Annotated in this window: 15 protein-coding genes; 7 read left to right on the top strand and 8 right to left on the bottom strand. The window is 65.1% G+C overall.

Annotated features, from left to right (window positions below; all coding sequences use genetic code 11):
- The first annotated feature begins 13 nt into the window (after window positions 1–13).
- Together QA642_RS10470 and QA642_RS10475 are read left to right on the top strand one after the other, a co-directional pair.
- A complete protein-coding gene (locus tag QA642_RS10470; protein WP_283084583.1) occupies window positions 14–1,186 on the top strand; it encodes an MFS transporter in 1,173 nt (390 codons plus the stop codon).
- 436 nt (window positions 1,187–1,622) lie between these two features.
- Window positions 1,623–3,890, top strand: coding sequence for a cation:proton antiporter (locus tag QA642_RS10475; RefSeq protein WP_283084584.1), 2,268 nt, complete (start codon window positions 1,623–1,625; stop codon window positions 3,888–3,890).
- On the opposite strand, the gene QA642_RS10480 is transcribed toward QA642_RS10475, so the two are convergent.
- Together QA642_RS10480 and QA642_RS10485 are read right to left on the bottom strand one after the other, a co-directional pair.
- Window positions 3,887–7,042: a multidrug efflux RND transporter permease subunit gene (locus QA642_RS10480; RefSeq protein ID WP_283084585.1), complete on the bottom strand. Its 3,156-nt coding sequence runs from the start codon at window positions 7,040–7,042 to the stop codon at window positions 3,887–3,889. The genes QA642_RS10475 and QA642_RS10480 overlap by 4 nt on opposite strands.
- Window positions 7,043–7,055: 13 nt before the next feature.
- The gene (locus QA642_RS10485) at window positions 7,056–8,249 is read right to left on the bottom strand and encodes an efflux RND transporter periplasmic adaptor subunit (RefSeq protein WP_283084586.1); all 1,194 of its coding nucleotides are present in this window, start codon (window positions 8,247–8,249) and stop codon (window positions 7,056–7,058) included.
- Window positions 8,250–8,515: 266 nt separating this feature from the next.
- Between QA642_RS10485 and QA642_RS10490 the strand changes: the two genes are divergently transcribed.
- Window positions 8,516–9,304, top strand: coding sequence for an ABC transporter substrate-binding protein (locus QA642_RS10490; protein WP_283084587.1), 789 nt, complete (start codon window positions 8,516–8,518; stop codon window positions 9,302–9,304).
- Between the two features lie 36 nt (window positions 9,305–9,340).
- Here QA642_RS10490 and QA642_RS10495 read toward each other — a convergent pair whose 3' ends face one another.
- Window positions 9,341–10,516: a beta-propeller fold lactonase family protein gene (locus QA642_RS10495; RefSeq protein WP_283084588.1), complete on the bottom strand. Its 1,176-nt coding sequence runs from the start codon at window positions 10,514–10,516 to the stop codon at window positions 9,341–9,343.
- Between the two features lie 263 nt (window positions 10,517–10,779).
- Here QA642_RS10495 and QA642_RS10500 point away from each other — a divergent pair, with 263 nt between their 5' ends.
- Both QA642_RS10500 and QA642_RS10505 read left to right on the top strand, forming a co-directional pair.
- Window positions 10,780–12,495, top strand: coding sequence for an alkaline phosphatase family protein (locus QA642_RS10500; RefSeq protein ID WP_283084589.1), 1,716 nt, complete (start codon window positions 10,780–10,782; stop codon window positions 12,493–12,495).
- 18 nt (window positions 12,496–12,513) lie between these two features.
- The gene (locus QA642_RS10505) at window positions 12,514–13,857 is read left to right on the top strand and encodes a cytochrome c peroxidase (RefSeq protein WP_283084590.1); all 1,344 of its coding nucleotides are present in this window, start codon (window positions 12,514–12,516) and stop codon (window positions 13,855–13,857) included.
- A 56-nt stretch (window positions 13,858–13,913) separates the two neighbouring features.
- Here the strand turns inward: QA642_RS10505 and QA642_RS10510 are convergent, their stop codons facing one another.
- The 3 genes from QA642_RS10510 to QA642_RS10520 form a co-directional block, all read right to left on the bottom strand.
- Window positions 13,914–14,987: a hypothetical protein gene (locus QA642_RS10510; RefSeq protein WP_283084591.1), complete on the bottom strand. Its 1,074-nt coding sequence runs from the start codon at window positions 14,985–14,987 to the stop codon at window positions 13,914–13,916.
- Window positions 14,988–15,057: 70 nt separating this feature from the next.
- On the bottom strand, window positions 15,058–16,548 hold the full coding sequence (locus QA642_RS10515) for an NAD(P)/FAD-dependent oxidoreductase (RefSeq protein ID WP_283084592.1): 1,491 nt from the start codon (window positions 16,546–16,548) through the stop codon (window positions 15,058–15,060).
- A 108-nt stretch (window positions 16,549–16,656) separates the two neighbouring features.
- Entirely contained in the window at window positions 16,657–17,106 is a 450-nt protein-coding gene (locus QA642_RS10520; RefSeq protein ID WP_128927409.1) for a cupin domain-containing protein, read from the bottom strand.
- 188 nt (window positions 17,107–17,294) lie between these two features.
- Between QA642_RS10520 and QA642_RS10525 the strand changes: the two genes are divergently transcribed.
- Window positions 17,295–18,320: an AraC family transcriptional regulator gene (locus QA642_RS10525; RefSeq protein ID WP_283084593.1), complete on the top strand. Its 1,026-nt coding sequence runs from the start codon at window positions 17,295–17,297 to the stop codon at window positions 18,318–18,320.
- Window positions 18,321–18,330: 10 nt separating this feature from the next.
- Here QA642_RS10525 and QA642_RS10530 read toward each other — a convergent pair whose 3' ends face one another.
- Both QA642_RS10530 and QA642_RS10535 read right to left on the bottom strand, forming a co-directional pair.
- Complete coding sequence (locus tag QA642_RS10530) at window positions 18,331–20,193, bottom strand: ATP-binding protein (protein WP_283084594.1); 1,863 nt, start codon at window positions 20,191–20,193, stop codon at window positions 18,331–18,333.
- A gap of 140 nt (window positions 20,194–20,333) precedes the next feature.
- Window positions 20,334–20,966 carry a cupin domain-containing protein gene (locus QA642_RS10535; protein WP_283084595.1) on the bottom strand — a complete coding sequence of 211 codons (633 nt, stop codon included), beginning with the start codon at window positions 20,964–20,966 and terminating at the stop codon, window positions 20,334–20,336.
- 218 nt (window positions 20,967–21,184) lie between these two features.
- Here QA642_RS10535 and QA642_RS10540 point away from each other — a divergent pair, with 218 nt between their 5' ends.
- Window positions 21,185–22,876 (top strand): peptide ABC transporter substrate-binding protein, encoded by a 1,692-nt coding sequence (locus tag QA642_RS10540; RefSeq protein ID WP_283084596.1) that lies wholly within the window; start codon window positions 21,185–21,187, stop codon window positions 22,874–22,876.
- The last annotated feature ends 14 nt before the right edge of the window (window positions 22,877–22,890 follow it).

Raw genomic sequence — 22,890 nt, forward strand, 5'->3', positions numbered from 1 at the left:
GAGAGGATTCCGAATGAACAGCCCCAGCAGGGTCATCAGTTTCGTCAACGCAGGCCATTTCATCGACCATTATTCGATGCTGATCTTCGCCGCCGCCGTGATCATCATGGGGCCGGCGCTCGGCATGGCCTATTCGGAACTTCTGCCCTACGCGACGCCTGGCTTCGTCGCTTTCGGCGCCGGCTCTCTGCTCACCGGCTGGCTCGGGGACCGCTGGAGCCGCCGCCACATGATGCTGATCTTCTTCGTCGGCATCGGCGCCTCCATGATCTCGGTTGGCTTCGTGCAGACCCCGGCGCAGCTCGGCGCGGCGCTGCTCGCGATCGGCATTTTCGCCTCGATCTACCATCCCGTCGGCACCGCCATGATCGTGTCCTATGCCGATCGGCTCGGCCGCGAGATGGGCATCAACGGCGTCTGGGGCAATCTCGGCGTGGCCTCCTCGGCGCTCGTCACCGGCGTGATCGGCCAGTATCTCGGCTGGCGATCAGCTTTCATCATTCCCGGCGCCGTCACCATCCTGATCGGCATCGCCTTTGCGATGCTGGTGGTGCACGAGGACCGCAAGGGCAGCAAGCAGGCGGCGGCGCAGGCGCGGGTGGCCAAACAGGACATGTGGCGCGTGGTGCTGTCGCTCTTGATCGTGGTGATCGCGATCTCGACGACGTTCAATGCCGTCACCGTCGCGCTGCCAAAGCTGTTCGCGGAGCGGCTGGCAGATCTCACCAAGAGCCCCGCGCTGCTCGGCGTCATCGCGGCCTGCGTCTATGTGTTCGGCGCCATGACGCAGTACACGATCGGCCGGCTGCTCGACCGTTATTCGCTGAAGACGGTGGCGCTGCCGCTGTCCTTCATGCTGGCGCCGTTTTTGTATCTCGCCGCGAGCCTCAACAATCTGCCGCTGATCGTGGTCTCGATCGGCATCGTCATGGGCGCGTTTGGCCAGGTCACGGTCAACGACGCCATGGTCGGCAAATACACCACCGAAGAGTGGCGCTCGCGCGCCTACGCCGTGCGCTACTTCGTCGGCTTCACGGCCGCAGGCGCCTCCGTCGGCCTCGTCGCCTGGCTCTACGAGCAGGGCGGCTTCGTCACCATGCTGCACGCGTTCGCCGGCCTCTGCCTGCTCGCGATTGCCGCCGCGATCATCCTGCCGCGCGAGATCCGGACGCCGCAGGCGGCGTAAGGACTCCGTCATTCCGGGCGCGCGTAAACGCGAGCCCGGAATGACGGAGAGTTGCCCGGCGCCTCTCCTCCGTCATTGCGAGGAGCACTTGCGACGAAGCAATCCAGAATCGTCCAGAGGAGGGACTCTGGATTGCTTCGCTGCGCTCGCAATGACGGGGGATACGGTGGGCCGCGGGATATGGCGCCCCATCGCGCATACCACCCATCATGCCATTATGCCGGTGTTTTGCCCGACGGCGCAAGTGATTTCGGCAACGCCGAATATTCGCCAGCCTGTTCAACGCCATCTCTACTGTGCATGGGGTTGTTTTCGCACTTTTTGTTTTCGCCCCTGGAAACGCCGCGCGAGAAGGGGAACCCGCTCCACCTCCCACGGGTTCTATCTCCGTGGCCACGGCACCTGCCGGGCTGGCAAACGGGGAAAAGACACCTGCATGCAGTGGAGCCTGCTCCGACCGGTCGGCCTTGTCCCCGCAGCGCTTGTCCTTACCACCGTTGCGGCCGGTGCCGCGGGCGGCAAAACGGCCGGCCCGTCCGAATTCCTGCTGGTGGCGCAGATCGTGCTGCTGATCGCGGTCGGGCGCGGCCTCGGCGAGCTCATGCAGCGGATCGGCCAGCCCTCGGTGATCGGCGAATTGCTCGCCGGCATCATCCTCGGCCCGTCGCTGTTCGGCTGGCTCTGGCCGGAGGCGCAAGCCGCGATCTTCCCGAAGACGCCCGAGCAGAAGGCGATGATCGACGGCATCGCCCAGTTCGGGATCCTGCTGCTGCTGTTGCTGACGGGCATGGAGACCGACCTCAAGCTGGTGAGGAAGGTCGGCAGCGCCGCGATCGCGATCTCGATCGCCGGCATCCTCGTGCCCTTCGCCTGCGGTTTCGCGCTCGGCGAGTTCCTGCCTGATGCGCTGCTGCCGAACCCCGAGCAGCGCCTCGTCGCCTCGCTGTTCATGGGCACAGCGCTGTCGATTTCCTCCGTGAAGATCGTCGCGGTGGTCGTGCGCGAGATGAACTTCATGCGCCGCGATGTCGGCCAGATCATCGTCGCGACCGCCGTCATCGACGACACCATCGGCTGGATCATCATAGCCGTCATCTTCAGCCTGGCCTCGCATGGCACGCTCGATATCGCCTCGGTGGCGAAAGCCGTGCTGGGCACGCTGGCCTTCCTCGTGCTCAGCTTCACCATCGGCCGCCGGCTGGTGTTCCAGCTGATCCGGTGGGCCAACGACAACCTCGTCAGCACCGCGCCGGTCATCACCGTCATCCTGCTGCTGATGGGCACGATGGCGCTGATCACGCATCTGATCGGCGTGCACACGGTGCTTGGCGCCTTCGTCGCCGGCATCCTGGTCGGCGAGTCCCCGATCCTGACCCGGCAGATCGATGATCGCCTGCGCGGGCTGATCTCGAGCTTCTTCATGCCGGTGTTCTTCGGCCTTGCGGGCCTTGCCGCCGATCTCTCGGTGTTGCGCGATCCCAATCTCCTGCTGCTCACCGGCCTCCTCGTCGTGATCGCCAGCGTCGGCAAGTTCGGCGGCGCCTTTGTCGGCGGCACCGTGGGCGGGCTGAACTATCGGGAGTCGCTGGCGCTCGCGAGCGGGATGAACGCGCGCGGCTCGACCGAGGTGATCATCGCCACCATCGGCCTCTCCATCGGCGTGCTCAGCCAGAACCTGTTCACGATGATCGTGACCATGGCGATCGTGACGACCATGGCGATGCCGCCGATGCTGCGCGCGGCGCTGGCGAAGCTGCCGATGAACAGGGAGGAGAAGGAGCGCCTCGAGCGCGAGGAATTCGAGAAGCGCGGCTTCGTCGCCAATCTCGAACGTCCCTTGCTTGCCGTGGACGAGAGCGTCAACGCCACCTTCGCTGCGCACATCGCTGGCCTGATCGCCGGCATGCGCGGCCTGCCGATCACCGTGCTGCACATCGGCAGGCGCGCCGGTGAGCAGGAGAAGATCCGCGACGAGGAGGAGAGTCACGAGGCCGTGGTGAAGAAGGCCGCAGAAGCCGTCTCGGCCAATGGCGATGGCGATGCCGGCAGCGTCGACGTCGTCACGCGTGCCAGGCGCGCCGAGCTTGGTGAGACCTTTGCGGACGAGGCGCGCAAGGGCTTTGATCTCCTCATCGTCGGCGTCGACAAGGTCGCTACTTCCAAGGACCGCTTCGGCCGCAAGATCGAGGACATCGCCGCGAAGTTCGAAGGACCGCTGGCGATCGTGGCGGCCAAGGGCAAACATCTGAAGCAGCCAATGCCCGATGCACTCAACATCCTCGTTCCGGTCTCGGGCAGCGGCGTCGCCAAGCGCGGCGCCGAGGTCGCGGTCGCACTGACGCAGGCCGGCTCAGGCTCGCTCCGCGTGATCTATGTCGCGACGACGCGGGACAAGGGCGCGCAGCGCGGCGCCTCCCGCGGGCTCAGCCAGGAAACCGGCATCCTCAAGGACACCAGCGATCTCGCCGCCCGCTACGACGTCGACATCACCACGACGCTGCGCGTGAACCGGGCACCTGAAGCTGCGATCCTGCGCGAGATCGACACCACCGACGTCGATCTCGTCGTCATGGGCGTCGACCGCATCCAGGCCGATCATCTCTCCTTCGGCGGCGTCGCCGACGCCGTGCTCCGGCAGTCGAAAGTCTCGGTGCTGCTGGTGTCGAGCGGCGAAGCAAGGCAGGCACCGTCGGAGAAGGCTTAAGACTTCACCTCCGCCGCGGCCTGCGGCTTCGGCGTCTTCTTCGACGCGCGCCAGTTCTCGAACCGCTGCACCACCACGAAGAACGCCGGCACGAACAGCACCGCGAGGCAGGTCGAGGCCAGCATGCCCGAGAACACCGTGATGCCGATCGACTTGCGCGCGCTGGCGCCGGCGCCGGTGGCGATCACCAGTGGCACCACGCCGAGGATGAAGGCGAACGACGTCATCAGGATCGGGCGGAAGCGGGCGCGGGCCGCCTCGATCGCCGACTCCAGGACCGGCTTGCCGTCGCGGTTGTGCAGCTCGAGCCCGACCTCGACGATCAGGATGGCGTTCTTGGCCGACAGCGCGATGAGCAGGATCAGGCCGATCTGGCAATAGAGGTTGTTGTCGATCTTGAGCCCGGAGAGGATCAGCATCGGCCCGAGCAGCGACAGCGGCACCGCCAGAATCACCGAGATCGGCGCGTACCAGCTCTCGTACTGGCCGGCGAGCACGAGATAGACCAGCAGCATGGCAAGGCCGAACACCCAGTAGATCTGGTTGGAGACCGCCTTCTCCTGATAGGACATCGCGGTCCATTCATAGCCGGTGCCCGGCGGCAGCGTCTTCTCCGCGATCTCCTCCATCAGCTTGAGCGACTGGCCGGACGAATAGCCCTGCGCCGGCAGGCCGATCACGGTCGAGGACGGATAGAGATTGTAGAGGCTGATCAGCGACGGGCCGGTGGCCGGCGTGATCGTGGCGACGGTGCCGATCGGGATCATGTCGCCGTTGGAGTTGCGCACCTGCATGTTGGCGATGTCGCGCTCGGTGACGCGGAAGGCGGGATCGGCCTGGGTATAGACCTGGAACACGCGGCCGAACTTGTTGAACTGGTTGACATAGGACGAGCCGAGATAGGTCGACAGCGCCGCGAACACCTGGTCGGTGGTGACGTGCAGCGTCTGGGTCTTGATGCGGTCGATCTCGACGTTGAACTGCGGCACCGACGAGCGGAACGAGGACTGCACGCGCTGCAGCGCGCTCTGGCTCTGGCCGTTGCTGACCATCGCGCCGGTGATGGCCTGGAGCTTGGCGAAATCGCTGTTACCGTCGCGAAGCTCAATCTGCATCGAGAAGCCGGCGGCGTTGCCGATGCCTTGGATCGGCGGTGGCGGCAGCACCAGCGTGCGCGCCTCCATGATGGTGGCGACCCTGTCGTTGAGACCGTAGACCAGCGAGCGCAGATCCTCGCCTTTGCCGCGTGCCCCCCAGTCCTTCAGGATGACGTAGGCAACGCCGGCATTGGCAAGGCTGGCGCTGTTGTCGAGCGCGGAGATGCCGGCGATGGTGATGACCTGCTGGACGCCGGGCGTGTCCCTGATGATGTCGGCGGCCTTGTCGAGCACCTTCTGGGTCCGCTCCAGCGAGGCGCCGTCGGGCAGCTGCACGGCGGCGATCAGATAGCCCTGGTCCTCGATCGGCAGGAAGCCGGTCGGCACCCGCGACAGGCCGTAGCCGCTGAGCCCGATCACCACCAGCGCGAACGCGACCGACGCGGTGGCGTGCTTGACCAGGAAGGTGATCAGCCGGGTGTAGCCGCGCTCGACGCGGTTATAGACGTTGTTGAAGCCGCGATAGAAGAAGTTGCGCTGCTCCGGCGGCACTGCCGGCCGCAGCCATAGCGCGCATTGCGTCGGCTTCAGCGTCGCCGCGTTGATGGCGGAGAGCAGCGCGGTCGCCGCGATCACCAGCGCGAATTGCGAATAGATGCGCCCCGTGAGGCCGGCGAGGAACGAGGCCGGCAGGAACACCGAGATCAGCACCAGCGTGATGCCGACGATCGGCGCGAACAGCTGGTCCATCGCCCTGATCGCGGCGTCGTGGCCGTTCATGCCCTGTTCGATGTTGTGCGCCGCGCCTTCCACCACGACGATGGCGTCGTCGACCACGATGCCGATCGCGAGCACGATCGCGAAGAGCGTCGACATGTTGATGGTGAAGCCGAGCGCCGCCATCGCCGCGAAGGCGCCGATGATGGTGACGGGCACCGTGGTCGCCGGCACCAGCATCGCGCGCCAGTCCTGCAGGAACACCAGGATCACGACCAGCACCAGGAGGCCGGCCTCGATCAGGGTCATGTAGACCTCGTGCACCGAAGCCTGCACGAATTTCGTGGTGTCGAACGGCGTGTCGTACTTCATCCCTTGCGGGAAGGCTTTGGCGAGCTCGGCCATCTTCTTCTCGACGGCTTGCTCGACCTCGAGCGCATTGGCGCCGGGCGACTGGAACACGCCGATGCCGGTGGCGGGCTGCTTGTTGAGCGAGAAGATCTGGCTGTAGGTCTGCGCGCCGAGCTCGACCCAGCCGACGTCGCGCACCCGCGTGACGTCGCCGCTGGTGCCTGACTTGACGATGATGTTCTCGAACTGCGTGGCGTCGTCGAGCCGGCCGTTGACGTTGAGCGTGTACTGGAACGCCTGTCCCGGCGGTGTTGGCGGCGCGCCGACCTGGCCGGCGGAGACCTGCTGGCTCTGCTGCTGGATCGCGTTGATGACGTCCTGCGGCACGAGACCGCGCACCTGCAGCTTGTTCGGATCGAGCCAGACCCGCATCGAATACTGGCCGGCGCCGAACACAGTGACGTTGCCGACGCCGGGCAGGCGCGAGAGCTCGTCGCGGATGTTGATGGTGGCGTAGTTGCTCAAGTAAAGGCTGTCGAAGGTCTTGTCCGGCGAGGTCAGCGTCACGAACAGGAGGATCGAGGTCGACCGCTTCTGCACGGTGACGCCCTGGTTCTGCACCGCCTGCGGCAGTTGCGACAGCGCGCTGGAGACGCGGTTCTGCACCAGCACCTGCGCGAAGTTGAGGTCGGTGCCGATCTTGAAGGTCACGGTCAGCGTATAGGTGCCGTCGGAGCCGCTGTAGGACTGCATGTAGAGCATGTCCTCGACGCCGTTGACCTGTTGTTCGATCGGCAAGGCAACCGTGTCGATCACGGTCTTGGCGCTGGCGCCGGGATAGCGCGTCGTCACCTGCACCGTCGGCGGCACCACGTCCGGATATTGCGCGATCGCGAGGTTGAACAGCGCGACGCCGCCGATCAGGATCATCAGAAGCGCGATGACGTTCGAGAGGACCGGCCGCTCGATGAAGAACTTTGAGATCATGGCTGGCGACCCCTTACTTGGCCGACGCCTGCGGCTGGTCGATCTTGGTCACCTGCGGATCGATCTTCTGCCCGGGGATTACACGCAGCAGCCCCGCGATCACCACGCGGTCGTCCGGCTTCAGCCCACTTTCGATCACGCGCAGGCCGTTGTCGGTTGGGCCGATCTGCACCTTGCGCTGCTCGACGACGTTGTCGCCGTTGACCACGAGGAGATAGCGGCCGCCCTGGTCGCTGCCGAGTGCGGTGTCGGGGACGAGCAGGGCGTTCTTGTCCTGATCGAAGGGCACCCGGACCCGGACGAAATAGCCGGGCAGCAACACCCGCTTGTCGTTGGGCACGACGCCGCGCACCGCGAGCGTGCCCGTCGACGTATTGAGGGTCGGCGAGACGTAGTCGAGATGGCCTTCATGCGGATAGCCGGTCTCGGTCTGGAGGCCCACATAGATCGGGAACTGCTTGAGGTCGGCGACGGTCAGCCCGCGGCGGGCCGCTTCGGCGCGGATGCGAAGGACGTCCTGCTCGTTGACCGTGAAGTTCACCCAGATCGGGTCCATCGCAACGATGGTTGCGAGCTGGGTCGGGGATGAGAAGCCGACGAGCTCGCCGACCGAGACCAGGTGCGCGCTGACGACGCCGTCGAATGGCGCCGTCACCCTGGTGTAGCTGTAATTGACCTCGGCGAGCCTGGTATTGACCTGGGCCTGCTGCAGACTGGCCTGAGCGTTGTCGCGGGCGGATGTCGAGGTGTCGAGCGTGGACTGCGAGACCGCCTGGCGCTGCACCAGCTCGACCTGCCGCTTGAAATCGGCTTCGGCCTGCTTGAGCGTGGCCTGCGCGCCAACCTCGGCGGCCTTCGCCTGCTCGACCTTGAGCTTGTAGGTCTCGGGCTCGATCGTGAACAGCTGGGTGCCCTGCTTGACGAAGCTGCCGTCCTGGTAGTCGATCGATTGCAGGAAGCCCTGCACGCGCGCGACGAGATCGACGCTCTTGATCGGCGCAGTGTTGCCGGTGGCTTCGACATAGCGCGTTACCGGACGCTGCACCGGCGTCGCCACGTCCACCTTGGGCGGGGGCGGCGCGACGAACGTGTTCTTGTCCTCGCAGCCGGCCAGCGCGACCACGGCCGCGGTGGCGGCCAAGGCTCGCCCGATATGTCTCCACGCTTCGTTGTGTCGTGCGGAAGAAGCGGGATTCGCTGAGGTCATTCGGTGGCCCCCGATGATTGTCTGTCGGTGCGGCAGGCTACCAACAAATGTCCTTCCGTGGAACACCATAGCCATGGCGGTCACCGGCCTTGCACCGCAAACGGCGCTGTGGCCTTTGACAGATTCGCCATGACAAACCGCTTTTCACCGCGCGCACGATCGACCAGAATTGTGGCAAGGTCCGCGTGACGGCGTGTGAAGCGGTCCGGACGAATCGACGTGCAAGAAAAGAAGTACAAAAGAAGAAAAGGTGAGGAGACCATGACATGCCGACCTTCCTCCAATCGGCCCTTGCAGGCCTCGTTCTCGCGGCGGTTGCCATGCCCGCGCTAGCCGATGGCGTGAAGGACGAGATCGCGCCGACCGGCAAGCTGCGGGTCGCGATCGCGATCAGCCCCGCGGGCGGTGCGTTCTGGTCGACCAAGACCGAAGCCGGCTATGCCGGCGTGCCGGTCGATCTCGGCAAGGAGATGGCCGCGCAGCTCGGCGTGCCTGTCGAATATGTCGTGCACCAGAATTCCGGGCAGATCACCGACGCGGCGTCGAAGGGCACGTGGGACGTCACCTGGCTCCCGAAGGATCCGGAGCGCGAAACGAAAATGATGTTCGGCCCGATCTACGAGGTCGCCGACGCCACCTACATCGTCAAGCCGGGTTCTAGCGTCACCAACTTCGCCACGCTCGACCAGGCGGGCATCAAGGTCGCCGCGGTCAACGCCACGACCACGATGCGCGGCGCCGTCGCGCATCTGAAGAACGCAAAGGTCACGGGCTATCAGACCTACGATGAAATATTCGCGCTGCTGAAGAACGGCGAGATCGACGCCTTCGCGTTGTCGCGCGACCAGCTCAACAAGATGGCGCAGCAGATTCCGGGCACGCGCGTTCTGGACGAGACCTTCAAGAAGACCGTGACGGCCGTCGCGGTCCCGCTCGGCCATAGCCAGGCTTTGTCGTTCGTGACCAAGTTCATGACGGATGCGACCACGAACGGCACGCTGCGCAGGGCCTATGACAACAACGGCCTGAAGGACGCGCCCATCCGCACCGAATAGGCCGGGCGGCGCAGCAGGCCTGCGCCGCGCGCCGCCTTAGGGCTCCGCGGTGCGAATGCCCGCGGGGCTCACCTGCAGCTTGAGCGTCGACGTCTTGGTCAGCGCCTTGCCGTCGAACGAGAAGGCGATCAGCTCGTTCTCCACCATGCACTGCGCCACGACATGTTTGGAGTCCTTGGACCACACCATGCCCTGGCACCAATGGCCGATCTTGGCTTCCGCAACCGGTGTGAGGTCGGTGCCCGAGATCCGGTAGACCTTGAGCAGGCCGAAATCGTTGAAGAAGGGCGAGGCGGACGGCTTGTTCGAGCCGTTCATGACGGTGACGGCGACATGGTTGCCGTCCGGCGACATCTTTACCGCCTCTGGCGTCTGCCCGACCGTGACCGTCGTGACGACCCGGATTGGCTTGGCCGTCATGTCGATCAGGCTGATCGTGTCGTTGTCGCCGCTGCCGGCGCCGACATTGCCGACGACGGCCGCGGCGCCGCCGGTGAGGTCGATATCGTAGGGACGCACGCCCGCGGAGAGATCGCGCTTGGCGTACTCGACCTTGCTGCCGTCCACGGTGAGAAGCGAGACCTTGCTGTCGCCGTCGCGGGTGACCAGGGCGGTCGCGCCATCACGCGAGAACACGGCGTGGCTCGGGCCCGACTTGGCGTCGCCGAGCTGGATCTTGCCGGCCGGCGTCAGCGCGTTGCCGCTGATGGTGAAGACCGAGACCGTGCCTTCGCTGCGGTTCGCAACCAGCGCCAGGGTGCCTGCGCGGTTGATCGAGACGCCGGCCGCACCGGCGCCGGCCTGAAGCGTCGCGAGCACTTTTGGCGGTGAGGATTTCAGGTCGATGACGGAGAGCTTGTCGTCGGGCACCGTCTTGGTCGCGTCCGCCGGATCGAGCTTCATCGCGCCTGTCACCAGCGCAAACGAACCATCCGGCGCGATCGCGACGCTTGGCGGCGGGCCGACCACGCTGGCGGGTGCGGGTACCTCGCCGAGAAGCTTCAGCGCGCCGTCGGTAAGGTCGATCACGCTGACCGTATCGGGCAGCGGCTGCTTGCGCACCACGGCATTGCCGTTCTCCAGCACCATCTTGCCGTCATTGGCGGTGACGACGATCTCGGCATGAGCCGCGAAACTGGCGAGGCCAGCCAGCGACGTCGCGACCAGGGCTGACGCGGCATGGCGCGTGCGCCTGCGAAGAGCGGCTTTCATGTTTCCCCCTGAGAGCTTGTTCTTGTCCGGCTAAGCTAAAGGCAACCGGGCGCGTCGCGCAACGATCTGGACGCGATCATTTTTGCCGTGGTGCGGGGAATAAAGCGCCATGACGTGGCCCGGCGGAGCCGGCGCCTGCCTAAAAAATCTTCGCTGCGCCACTGCGCAAAGTGTCTCGTGCGTCAAACTGACACAGCGCTGTCACCGGCGCTGTCTAGAAGGCTTCTGATCGTAAACATCCTCATTTCCGGGGCGTCAAAAAAATGAAATCGAAACTTCTGACGACGGCTGCGATTTTCGCGGCCGCGAGCGCGCTCGCGTGCACTCTTCCCGTCCTTGCCGACGATTTCGGTCGCGATCGCGATCACGGACATGACGATCATCACCGTCATCCGCACGACATCCACACCGAGACGCCGATCAAGCATCTCGTGGTGATCTTCAACGAGAACCGCTCGTTCGATCATTACTTTGCGACCTATCCGAACGCGACCAATCCGTCCGGCTCGATCCCCTTCGTGCCGAAGCCGCATACGCCGAAGGTCAACAACCTCGCCAACGCCAATCTGCTGGTGCACAATCCCAACAACAATCCGACCAACGGCACCGGCGCGACCGATCCGTTCCGCCTCGACCGCACCCAGGCCAACACGAGGTCGCAGAACCACTCCTACACGCCCGAGCAGCAGGCCGTGGACAACGGCAAGGAAGACCTGTTCCCGAAGTTCACCGGCCGCGGCACTGCCGGCGGCGCCGGCGCCTTCGGCACCAACGGTCAGGTCATGGGTTATTTCGACGGCAACACCGTCACTGCGCTCTGGAACTACGCCCAGCACTTCGCCATGAGCGACAACAACTGGACCGACACCTTTGGCCCGTCGACGCCCGGCATGCTCGAAGTGGTTGCCGGCCAGACCAACGGCGTGCAGCCGGTCGTCGGCACCACGTCGTCGGTCGCCGATGGTCAAGGCGGCCTGACGCTGACCGGCGACACCGATCCCGGCAATGATGTCTGCTCGAGCAAGACCAGCACGATGCTGATGGGCGGCAAGAATATCGGCGACCTGCTCACCGCCGAGCACATCAGCTGGGGGAGCTTCATGGGCGGCTTCGACCTGACGCTCAAGAACGCCAATGGCACCACCGGTTGTGCGCGCAGCACGTTCTCGAGCAACGTCAACGGCACCATCGTCGACTACATCCCCCACCACGCCTTCTTCCAGTATCACGCGTCCACGGCCAACCCGACCCATGCGCGGCCGAGCTCGGTCCATGCAATTGGTCATACCCATGACTTCAATGGCAAGGTCGATCCCGCCAACCACAATTACGATCTCGAAGACCTCTATGCCGCGATCAAGGCCGGCAACTTCCCGGCCGTCTCCTACGTCAAGATGCCGGCCTACCAGGACGGTCATGCCGGCAACTCCGATCCGCTCGACGAGCAGGCCGGCAATGTCGAGCTGATCAACTTCCTGCAGAGGCAGCCGGAGTGGCGCGAGACCGCCGTCATCATCACCTATGACGACTCCGACGGCTGGTACGATCACCAATATGTCGCGCCGAGGAACGCCTCGTATGATGCGACCGCCGATCAGGTCAACGGCCCCGGTCTGTGCGGCCTCGGTCCGAACAAGCAGCCGGCGCCGAACGGTCTCGGTGGCAAGCCGGTGAACGGCCGCTGCGGTCCGGGCACCCGCGTTCCCTTGATCGTGGTGTCGCCCTACGCCAGGACGAACTACGTCAGCCACAACTACACCACTCAGGCTTCGGTGGTCCGCTTCATCGAGGACAACTGGCTGCATGGCAAGCGCCTCGGCGGCGGCTCGTTCGATGCTAACTCCGGCTCGATCATGGACCTGTTCGACTTCGACCATGACCACAGCCACGACTTGCGGGCTGACGCGCTGTTCCTCGACCCGACCTCGGGCACGGTGATCACCAGCCCGCCGGACGAGCATCATCATCACCATCACTAGTCCAACGGGACGCTACGAATGAACAGCCGCACTCTGTGGCTCCTCGGCGCCGGCCTGCTTTGCCTGGCCGGCGCCGTCTTTGCTGCCGGGACGCAAGGATTTGCAGAGACGAACCAGGTCGGTGTGAACCCGAACCCGGTCCGTCTCATGCGTCCACCCGTCGCGCCGTTGTCCGCAATGGCGCTGCTCGGCAAGGAGATCTTCTACGACGCCTCGCTCTCGTCCTCCGGCACGCTCTCCTGCGCATCCTGCCATAGCCCCGATCACGCCTACGGCCCGCCGAACGACGGGCCGGTCATGCTCGGCGGCGCGACGCTGTCGCGCCAAGGTGCCCGCGCGGTGCCGTCGCTGACCTATCTCGATCGCCATCCGAACTTCAGCATCGGCCCGGACAAGGGCGACGACGACAACATCATCGACCTCGCGCAGATGGCGGCCATCGGCCAGCAGGCGGCGCGCACGACCAAGACCGCGGGCGGCACCGGCGCGTCGGCGAACATCGTGCCGCAGGGCGGCCTGTTCTGGGATGGCCGCGCCGACACGTTGCAGGATCAGGCGCTGTTTCCGCTGCTCGATCCCAACGAGATGGACGGCGGCAGCGCCGAGATCGTCGCGGACAAGCTGCGTGGCGCGCCTTACGCTGGCCGCTTCGTCGAGCTGTTCGGCGCCGGTGTGCTGAGGAATCAGCGGCTGCTGATTGCCGAAGCGATGTTTGCGGTCGCGCGCTACCAGGTGGAGGAGCCGAGCTTCCATCCCTACAACAGCAAGTACGATTACTGGCTCGAAGGCAAGGCGCGGCTCTCCGAGAGCGAGCTGCGCGGCCTGCAACTGTTCAACGATCCCGATAAGGCCAACTGCGCGGGATGCCACACCTCGGCGCCGACCCGCGACGGCTTGCCGCCGTTGTTCACGGATCATCAATACGAAGCGCTCGGCGCACCGCGCAATGCCGCGCTCGTCAATAATCGCGACCCCAATTATTTCGACCTCGGCGTCTGCGGCCCGCACCGCACCGACATTCCCGAGCAGACGCAATATTGCGGCATGTTCCTGACACCGACGCTGCGCAACAGTGCCACGCGGCACGCCTTCTTCCACAACGGCGTGTTCAGCACCCTTCAGCAGGTGATGGATTTCTACAATTTCCGCGACACCAATCCGGAGAAAGTGTTTCCGCGCTCAGCTGACGGCACGGTGCTGAAATACGACGACCTACCGCAGAAATATCACGCCAATGTCGACGTCACCGATCCACCGCTCGACCGTCACCCCGGCGACAAGCCGGCGATGACGGAGCAGGACGAAGCCGACATCATCGCGTTCCTGAAGGCGCTGACGGACGGCTACAAGGTGGAGAACTAGCTCGCCTTGTCGGCGTTGGCTTGGGTCATCGGACGAGAGGGGCTGTGGCTGTTCCTTCAGCGCCCCTTGATCTCCGCATACTTCGCCATGGCGCGCTCGAACTTCCGGTTGAACAGCCACATCGCGGCGAGGATCTCGCGGAAGCTGGCCGAGGTGCGCGCCCGGTCGGCCTGCCCGAACGCGAAGATGCTGTTGTTGCGCAGGTGCTTCATGACCGTGGGGCTGGACACCCGGTAGTTCAGGAGATCGCCGGATTTGAGCGCGGACCGCGTCGGGGTCGGGACAATCTGGATCAGCTCGAACAGCTTCATTTGGTCGATCGGGTCGGGCAGCGTCTTCACGATTGCGGGGATCTCCCGGAACAGATCCGCATGCGCGTTCATCAGGCCGTCGCGGACATTGGTCCAGTGATTGAAGCGGTGGTCGGTGCCGCGGGCGCGCGCCTCTTCCTTGTCGTCGCGCGTGCTCAGCTCGGGATCGAGGCCTGCGATCTCGCCCTTGATCGCTTCCCATTTCCTGTGGCCGTTGCGGTCTTCGGACGGGCCGGTCTGGAAGCTGCCCATATAGGTGTTGGAGCGTCCGTTGCGGACATTCTGCTTGCCGTTGGTCTCCGCAAAGAACAGCCCCAGGCTGATGCGGCCCGCAGCTTCCGCGTGAACAGGTGCCAGCCCCTTGGCGCGCGCAATCGCGACCGCGAGATCGACGACGTCCTTGAACGGCGTCGGCGAATTCTGAGCACCGGCCGGCGGCGCCTCCATGATGTCGAACAGCTTTCCGTATTCGTCGATCAGCGGCTCGATGTCGGCATCGAAATAGGCCGGCGGGATCTCGAACTTGTTGGGCCGTCCGATCCGCGACGGCATGGCGTCGGTGAGATCCTTGTAGCTGCTGATGACGGCGACGCGCGCGAGATAAAGCGCCTGGCCCGGCAGGTTCGGCAGCGGCTGCTTCGCGTCGATCTGCTTGCGCCGCTCGGCGAGAACAGCCTTGAACTCGCCGAGCGCGCGCTCATAGGTCGCGAGCGCCTCGGATTGCCGCGTCGTCGGCGCGCCCGTCTGTGCAACGGCGGGCGCCGTCATGAAGAAGGCAACAGCCGCAAGGGCTATGGCGGCAAGTCGTCTCGATCCCATGGCTGGTTCCCGTCGATTCGATGGCCAGGGAGATCGTAAGCATCAGACGCGAGCAGCCGCAATTCTCCTCTCATGCCGCCCGGTAGTCCGGCGCCGTCGCCAGGAACCTCGCATAGGCATCCGCATCCGGAGGTTGGAAGCGCCCTTTGAGTCCGCCGCGCTTCTGCTCCTTCGCGCCGATGTCGGCCATCAGCTCGTCGAAATGACGGTAGTGATACGGTGCGACGCACAGGCCGCCATAGACGCCGGCGGCCGGCCGCTCGACGCGCTTGAAGTGCAGCATCATCTCGATGTTGTCGCGCATCTGTTGCGCCGTCGGCTGTTTGGCGAGCTGGCCGTCGGCATAGCGCACCAGCCAGTTCGCGGCCAGATCAGCGCAGAGCACGGTGCAGAACGAGGAATTGAAGCCGACGAAGCCCAGCTCCGGCAGGTCGGGGTTGGCGATCAGGCGGTAGAGCCGGTACTGCCCGTCCGCGTCGACCAGTTTCTCTTGATACGCCGCCGGCAGGAACGGCACGCCGAGCTTGTAGCCGATCGCGAGCACCGCGACATCGGCACCGATCCGCTCGCCGCCGCTCATCACGATGGTGTCGCCTTCATAATGATCGAACGTGCCGAACACGGCCTTGATGCGGCCGTCGGCGACCATTGGATAGAAGCCGGGCGTTGCGATCGGCACCGCGCAATTAACGCCGTCCTCGATCCGCTCCTTCGGCACCATCTTGCAGCGGCCGAGCTTGAGCTGCGCCTTCAGCAGGCTCTCCAGTCCGCGCCAGTTGGCCCAGATCAGAGGCGCGGCGACACGAAGCGCGAGCTTTGCCATCGCGCTCGCGCCCCAGCCTGGAAACATCTCCTCCTGCGCGCGGATGTAGAGGATGCGCTTGAAGTTCACGAGGCCGCCGATGAAGTAGGGGATGCGCCAGACCGGCTCGCGCATCACGATGGTGACCTCGCGCGCGCCCGATTTCACCGCGTTCACGGCGATGTCGGTCGCCGATTTCGAGCCGCCGAGCACGACGACGCGGCGGCCTTTTGCGAGGGCCGGATCGCCGTATTTCGACGAATGCAGGATCTGGCCGCCCTGGTCCAGGAAGCTGCCTTCACCCCGGCAATGCAGCTCGCGCGGCTCGTTGAACTGCCCGGTACAGATCGCGACGAAATCGAAATCCTCGTTCGACGGCGTCCCGCCCTTGCTCGTCAGGGTAAGCGTCCAGCCCGGCCTGCCGTCCGCGCGGCGCGCCATGCCGGCGACCTCAGTATTGAGGCGCAGCATGCGGTCGAGGCCAAAACTCCTGGCGTAATCGGCGAGATAGGCGTGGACCTGCGGCCCGGTCGGCCATTCCGGATAGGCATCCGGCATGGCGCGGTCGGTGTAGCGGTAGAGATCCTTCGGGCTCTGCGTCTGCACCTCAGGATAGGAGCGCGCCGGCTCCCAGACACCGCCGAGATCGGCGCTGCGTTCGACGATCGTGACGTGGTGGCCGCGGCTGGAGAACGCCTTTGCGGCGGCAAGGCCGGAGACGCCGGCGCCGATCACGCAGACATACTTGGGACTGACCATGGGATGGCTCGCTATCAGGTGTTTCGCGCGCAAGCGGCGGCGTTCGGCCGCAACGCGCGGCCGGCGGAGCTGCAAGCAGATGGAGGTGGGCGAGGAGGCGCGCTGCGCCTAGTCGTTGGCCTCGGGCGGCAAAAAGTCGACCTCGTGCAGCGCCGAGATGCGCACGACCTCGGCCGGGTCGGTCAGATTGTGCAGCTGGTTGAACAGCGCCTCCAGCTTCTGCATCGGCGAGACCCAGAACAGCGCGCGGCACGGCTTGTCGGATTTGTTGAAATAGCCGTGCGGGATGCCGCGCGGCATGCGTACGAGGTCACCGGCATGGGCCTTGACCCATTTGCCGTCGAGCTTGAGGTCGAGCGTGCCTTCCTGCACCAGGATGAACTCGTCCTGGGTCGGATGGATGTGCACCGGCACGAACTGGCCGGGGTCGCTGTTGGTCTCGAACGCGAAGGTGGAGTCGGTGATGGCCTTGGGGAAGTAGACCTGGCCCAGGATGTTCCAGCTCTTGCCCCCATAGCCCGTGCCATTGGCGGTAATGCCCTTTTCGAGTGCAGTCATGGCTTGCTCCTCATGGATTCCGGCGGGGACGGAGCTTCGGCCAGCCGTGGGCCGCCTGTCTATCCGCTAAACGAATCCGGGCATGGCTGTTGCCATGCAGCACGACGATTTTGCAGCCGCGGCCCTTCTCGCGTCGGGGGAACTATTATAGGCTTAAAGCAATTCCGCGACGCGAAGCGTGGTCGACGATGTCCGCAGCCGTGCTGGAAACGAGCGCCAGGGTGTCCACAGCCGAACGGCTGGCGGCTTTCGCCCGCGTCACCACTGACGATGTCGACGAGGCTGCGGAGCAGATCGGGCGCATCTTCTGTCCGCACGATCTCAAGCCGGCGCAAGCGCGCGCAGCCGGTTTCTCCGCCCGGCACAATTGCGCGGCATTCGCAGGCTTTTCCATCAACTACGTCGCCTATGGCGGATCGGTGAGCATCGATCCCGGCTGCCTCGACCGCTTCTTCCTGGTGCAGATCCCGCTCACCGGCGCGGCCCGCATTCGTGCCGGAGCCTGCGAGATCGAGACCGCGCCGGGCCGGACGGCATCGCTGCTGTCGCCGACCATTCCGACCCGGATGGTCTGGACGGATTGTGCGCAAATCATCCTGCTGCTCGACCGCCGCATGGTCGAGCAGCGCGCTGCGGCTCTGTCGGGCAAGGTGGTGGGCCCAGTCGAGTTCGATCCTGTGATCGACCTAGACGCGCCGTCCGGACACGATCTCCGCACGAGGCTCGATGAACTGATGATGCTGGCCGAGCGTCTCGGTCCATCCGGCAGGTTGTCGCTGCTCGCGATGGCCGATTGGCGCGAGGCGCTGCTCGATCACCTGCTCAATGGGCAGCGCCATGGCCTCTCGGATGCGATCCGGACGTTTTCGGGCCACGCGGAGCGTCTGCCGCGTGCGCTCCGTGCCGCGCGCGACCATCTTGCGGACAATGCCGGCGAGCCGCTCGATCTCGCGGAGCTCGCCTGCGCCTCCGGCATCGGCATTCGCGCGCTTCAGCTCGGCTTCCGCCGTCACTTCGGCGTGTCGATCTCGGAGATGCTGCTCGACATGCGCCTCGCCGGCCTGCACGCGCGCCTCTCGCAGGCCGCGCCCGATGCCTCCATCACCGAGATTGCGTTTGATCTCGGCTTCACCCATCTCGGCCGCATGGCCGGTGCCTACCGCGAAAAGTTCGGCGAGACGCCGTCGGCCACGCTGCGTCGTAGGATGAGCTAGCGCGCGACGCTTATTTTCGCGGCCACGTCGTGCGGCGGTCTTCCGCGGCCTGCCTGCGCAAGAAGCCCTCGACATCGGCCTGCACCGAATAGGGCGTGGGGATCGGATCGCCCACGGAATCGACCGCGGTGTCGAGCGAGCGGCGCAGCATGCGCGCAAGCTCCGCCTTGCGGTAGGGTTTTGTCAGTAGCGGCGCGCCCATGGTGGCGCGTCCCTGCGCATGCAGGGAGTCGTAGGCATAGCCCGACGTGAACAGGACCCGCAGCGAGGGCTGCGCGGCGACCATCCGCTCGGCGAGCTCGCGTCCGTTGATGCCGCCGGGCATCACGATGTCGGTGAAAAGCAGGTCGAACGGCGTGCCTGCGGCTGAAATGGCGAGCGCCTCGGTCGCGTTGACGGCGGGGATGACCTTGTAGCCGAGGCTTTCGAGCTGCACCGTGACGTACTGGCGGACGTCGTGGTCGTCCTCGACGCAGAGGATGGTCTCCGTTCCGCCGACGATCTTGCGCTCGTCATAACCGGCCGGGCGAAGCGTGCTCGCCGCCGCCTTTGGCAGGTAGATCGTAAAGATCGTGCCGCGGCCTTCGGTGGAGGAGACCTTGATGCCGCCACCGGACTGCTTGACGAAGCCGAACACCATGCTGAGGCCGAGCCCAGTGCCCTTGCCGACATCCTTGGTGGAGAAGAAGGGATCGAAGATGCGTTCGAGGATGGCTTGCGGAATGCCGGTGCCGGTGTCGGCGATCTCGATCTCGACATAGTCGCCGGCATAGCCGGCGCCGACCGCCACCGCCTCGCGCACGCCGAACACGACGTTGCGTGTCGTCAGCGTCAGCCTGCCGCCCTCCAGCATCGCGTCGCGCGCGTTGATCGCGAGGTTGAGCAGCGCCGAGCTCAGCTGGCCGCGGTCGGCGAAGGCGAGCCAGACATTGCCGTCGAGCCTGGTCACGATCTCGATCTTCTTGTCGAAGGTCGCCAGCAGCAGCTTTGCCAGCTCTTCGAGCAGCTCGTTGACGTCGATCTCGGCCGGCTGGAGCGCCTGCTTGCGCGCAAAGGACAGCAGGCTCGACGTCAGCGCGGCGCCGCGGTCGGCCGCTTCGCTGATCAGCTTGGTGATGGTCGCAAGCGGCGGGTTGTCCTTCACGGCGTCGGCGAGGATCTCGATCGTGCCGGTGATCACCGTGAGCATGTTGTTGAACTCGTGCGCGATGCCGCCGGTGAGCTGGCCGACCGCCTCCATCTTCTGCGCCTGGATCAGTTGCTCCTCGGCGGCGCGCTTCTGGGTGACGTCCTTGACGAAAATGTTGATGACGCGCCGTGTCCCGACCTGGAGTGCCGTGCTGGAGCCCTCGATCAGGATCTCGTCGCCGTTCCGGTGCAGCAGGGTTGCCTCGAACCGGATGCCGATCGGCGTATGCGACAGTTCCGGCAGGAGCCGCATCATGCGTTGCCGGAAGCCATGGCGGAGCGGCTCGGCGATGAGGAGGTCGACGACGTCGGTGCCGAGCGCCTCCTGGCGCGTCCATCCGGTCAGGGCTTCGGCCTGAAAGCTCCACTCCAGTACGACGCCGTTGGCGTCGGTCTGGATGAAGGCGTCGAGCGCGGTCTTGATAACGGCTTGCGTGAGTTCCGCGCCGGCCTGCGCGTGCTCGGCCAGTTGCGAAGCCATGCGCTTGTCCTGCGATCTCTCGATCGTGCGCGTGCAGTGCCGCGCGATCAACACCGCGACGGCGCCGCTTGCGAGCAGGGCGATGGTCTGGGCAATGCCGAAGCTGCCGGCGGCGCCGCTCACGGCATAAGAGGCGAATAGAGCGGCACTGGTCACGACGGCCTGCGTGGCGATCGCGAGTGTCAGAAGCCCCCTGAGTTTCATGCTCTCATACCAAAGACGCCAGAAGCGGACCGTCCCGCCGCCCTGTCGACGAGCCCGGCATCACGTGAGCTACAGACTGCCCGCGTCTCCGTCGATGGTCAATTTGCGGCGCCGAGGGCACCGGGAACATGGCAGGTGGCTCAACCTGCCGGCGAATCGGTCTGGCGCAGCGTCGTGACCCAGATCACGCGCGCCGCCTGCTGGGTCGGGTTGTCGAACATGTGCGGCACGATGCTCGGAAAACGAAAACTGTCGCCGGCTTCCAGCACATGGGCCTGGTTGTCGAGCCACAGCCGCAGGCTGCCGGAGAGGATATAGCCCGCCTTCTCGCCGGTGTGCTGCAGGAAGTCCGTGCCGGACGAGGCGCCGGGATTGAGCGTAAGCTCGTAGAGCTCGAGCTGGCCTTTGCCGTCGGGGGTGAGCGCTTCCTTGACGACGCCGCTGGCGGTGAGGCGCAGCAGGCGCCGGTTGTTCTTGCGCACGATGTAGCGCTGCACATCGGTGGGGGCGCTGGTCTCGAAGAAGTAGGAGATGGGAACGTCGAGCGCGATGCTGAGCAGGCGCAGCGTGCGGATCGACGGCATCGCGCGCGCACGTTCGAGCTGGCTGATCATGCCGTTGGAGAGGCCGGTCTTGTTGGCGACGTCCTGGATCGACAGGCCGGCGCGCTGGCGCAGCAGCCGCACCGTCTCGCCGAGGCGCTGGTCGACCGCATCGCCGGCCTCGATCGCCGGTGCGTCCTTGGTGCCGTTGGTATCGCCGCGACCATCCATGTCGCCCTCCCATGCATCATCTCACCCCGGGACCGCGTCGATCCGAGGTTCAGTCACTGTGAAAAGGTCGCGCATACTAGCAATGCGATTGACAGCTGTATTTAGTCATGATGAACTTTTGATCGAAAAATTTAGAAGCACTAAAGCCCACTCCTGTCCCTTTGCCGGGGTCTCGGGGGCGCGGGAGACGGTGCCGCGTGCGGGAACGGAGACTGGTCATGGCAGATGACACGGGCAAGTTCGGCGTTGGGGGACTGCGTCATCTCGGCATTCCTACTCGCCGCCAGTTCTTCCAGCTCGGCGCAGGCGCCGCGGCGGGATGGACGCTTTCAGGCAACGCTTTCGCGCAAGTCGAACGCCCGACCAATCCGCCGGACAAGCCGCGCGGTCAGGTGATCGCGGCGCTGTCGCAGGAGCCGACCGTCTTTCATCCCTTGATGCCCGGCATCGAGGTCGATCAGGGCGTCTGGTGGCAGGTATTCTCGCCGCTCTGGTACATCGATCCCGACGGCAAGTTCGTGCCCGACCTCGCGCGCGAAGTCCCGACCGTCGAGAATGGCGGCCTCTCGGCGGACGGCCTGACCTGGAAGATCAAGCTGCGCAAGGACGTAAAGTGGCACGACGGCACGGCCTTCACCGCCGAGGACGTCAAGTTCTCGCTCGATCTGATCAACAATCCCGACTTCCGCGTCCGCAACCGTGTCGGCCACAGCCTGGTCAAGGACATCACGATCGTCGCGCCCGACGAAATCCACTGGCGAATGGAAGCTCCCTATTCGCCCTACATGTCGATCCTGTCCCTCACCTTCATCGTGCCCAAGCACATTCTGGAGAAGGTATCCGATCCGAATTCGTCGCCGTTCCACAACGCCCCCGTCGGCACCGGGCCGTTCACCTGGGGCGAGCGCGTGCCCGGCGACCACATTCAGTTCAACGCCTATGCCGGCTATCACGGCAAAGGGCCGTACGTCGAACGCCTGGTCTTCAAGTACATTCCTAGTCTGACCGTCCTCTACACCCAGTTCCGCACCGGCCAGGTCGATTACACCGGCCTGCAAGGCATTTTGCCGAACTTCGTGCAGGAGGCGAAAGCGCTGAAAGCGCGCAAGATCTTCGTGTCGTCGACGTCGTCGGTGGAGCACATCGCGCCCAATCTGGAGTTCGGTCCCTTCGCCGACCGCGCGGTGCGCGAGGCGCTCTATCTCGCCATCAACAAGCAAGCGATCATCGATGCGCTGAACTACGGCCTGCCGACCCAGACCGAGAGCTTCGTGCCGCAGGAGGCCTGGTCTTTCCAGCAGGGCCTGCCGCAGCATAAATACGATCCGGCCAAAGCCAATGCGCTGCTCGATGCCGCCGGCTGGGTGCGAGGGTCCGGTGGCGTGCGCGAGAAGGGCGGCGTGAAGCTCGAATTCACCAATTCGACCACATCGGGCAATGCCGTGCGCGAGCAGACCCAGCAGCTCCTGATCCAGGACTGGCGGGCGATCGGTGCGAGCATGCGCGTCAACAACATGCCGGCCGCCGTGATCTGGGGCGATTTCTGGCAGCAGTCGAAGTTCAACTCGGTGATCGTCGGCGTGAACTTCATGCTTGGCAGCGATCCCGACGTGACGCCCCGCTTCGGCTCCGGCGCGATCCCAGCCAAGGGCGGTCGTGGTTACAACACCTATCAATACCAGAGCGCGGAAGCCGATCGGCTGCTCGCGCAAGGCGCCAGGCAATTCGATATCGCGCAGCGCAAGACCACCTATGGCGACCTGCAAAAGCTGGTTCGCAACGACCTCGCCATTCTGCCGCTGTTCCAGGGCTTCATCGCCGAGGGCGTGAAGGAGGGGCTGCAGGGCTTCCGCCCCAACATCAACACCTCGACCAATTGCTGGAACATCCGCGAATGGTACTGGGCTTGATGCTTCAGGCTGGC

It is taken from the genome of Bradyrhizobium sp. CB2312, assembly GCF_029714425.1.
Taxonomy (GTDB): domain Bacteria; phylum Pseudomonadota; class Alphaproteobacteria; order Rhizobiales; family Xanthobacteraceae; genus Bradyrhizobium.

Bases quoted from the DNA above. Each gene is read 5' to 3' on its own strand.
- QA642_RS10510 (WP_283084591.1), bottom strand. From the start codon at position 14,987: ATGGGATCGAGACGACTTGCCGCCATAGCCCTTGCGGCTGTTGCCTTC.
- QA642_RS10475 (WP_283084584.1), top strand. From the start codon at position 1,623: ATGCAGTGGAGCCTGCTCCGACCGGTCGGCCTTGTCCCCGCAGCGCTT.
- QA642_RS10485 (WP_283084586.1), bottom strand. From the start codon at position 8,249: ATGACCTCAGCGAATCCCGCTTCTTCCGCACGACACAACGAAGCGTGG.
- QA642_RS10490 (WP_283084587.1), top strand. From the start codon at position 8,516: ATGCCGACCTTCCTCCAATCGGCCCTTGCAGGCCTCGTTCTCGCGGCG.
- QA642_RS10495 (WP_283084588.1), bottom strand. From the start codon at position 10,516: ATGAAAGCCGCTCTTCGCAGGCGCACGCGCCATGCCGCGTCAGCCCTG.
- QA642_RS10500 (WP_283084589.1), top strand. From the start codon at position 10,780: ATGAAATCGAAACTTCTGACGACGGCTGCGATTTTCGCGGCCGCGAGC.
- QA642_RS10535 (WP_283084595.1), bottom strand. From the start codon at position 20,966: ATGGATGGTCGCGGCGATACCAACGGCACCAAGGACGCACCGGCGATC.
- QA642_RS10515 (WP_283084592.1), bottom strand. From the start codon at position 16,548: ATGGTCAGTCCCAAGTATGTCTGCGTGATCGGCGCCGGCGTCTCCGGC.
- QA642_RS10525 (WP_283084593.1), top strand. From the start codon at position 17,295: ATGTCCGCAGCCGTGCTGGAAACGAGCGCCAGGGTGTCCACAGCCGAA.
- QA642_RS10470 (WP_283084583.1), top strand. From the start codon at position 14: ATGAACAGCCCCAGCAGGGTCATCAGTTTCGTCAACGCAGGCCATTTC.
- QA642_RS10505 (WP_283084590.1), top strand. From the start codon at position 12,514: ATGAACAGCCGCACTCTGTGGCTCCTCGGCGCCGGCCTGCTTTGCCTG.
- QA642_RS10480 (WP_283084585.1), bottom strand. From the start codon at position 7,042: ATGATCTCAAAGTTCTTCATCGAGCGGCCGGTCCTCTCGAACGTCATC.
- QA642_RS10530 (WP_283084594.1), bottom strand. From the start codon at position 20,193: ATGAAACTCAGGGGGCTTCTGACACTCGCGATCGCCACGCAGGCCGTC.
- QA642_RS10520 (WP_128927409.1), bottom strand. From the start codon at position 17,106: ATGACTGCACTCGAAAAGGGCATTACCGCCAATGGCACGGGCTATGGG.
- QA642_RS10540 (WP_283084596.1), top strand. From the start codon at position 21,185: ATGGCAGATGACACGGGCAAGTTCGGCGTTGGGGGACTGCGTCATCTC.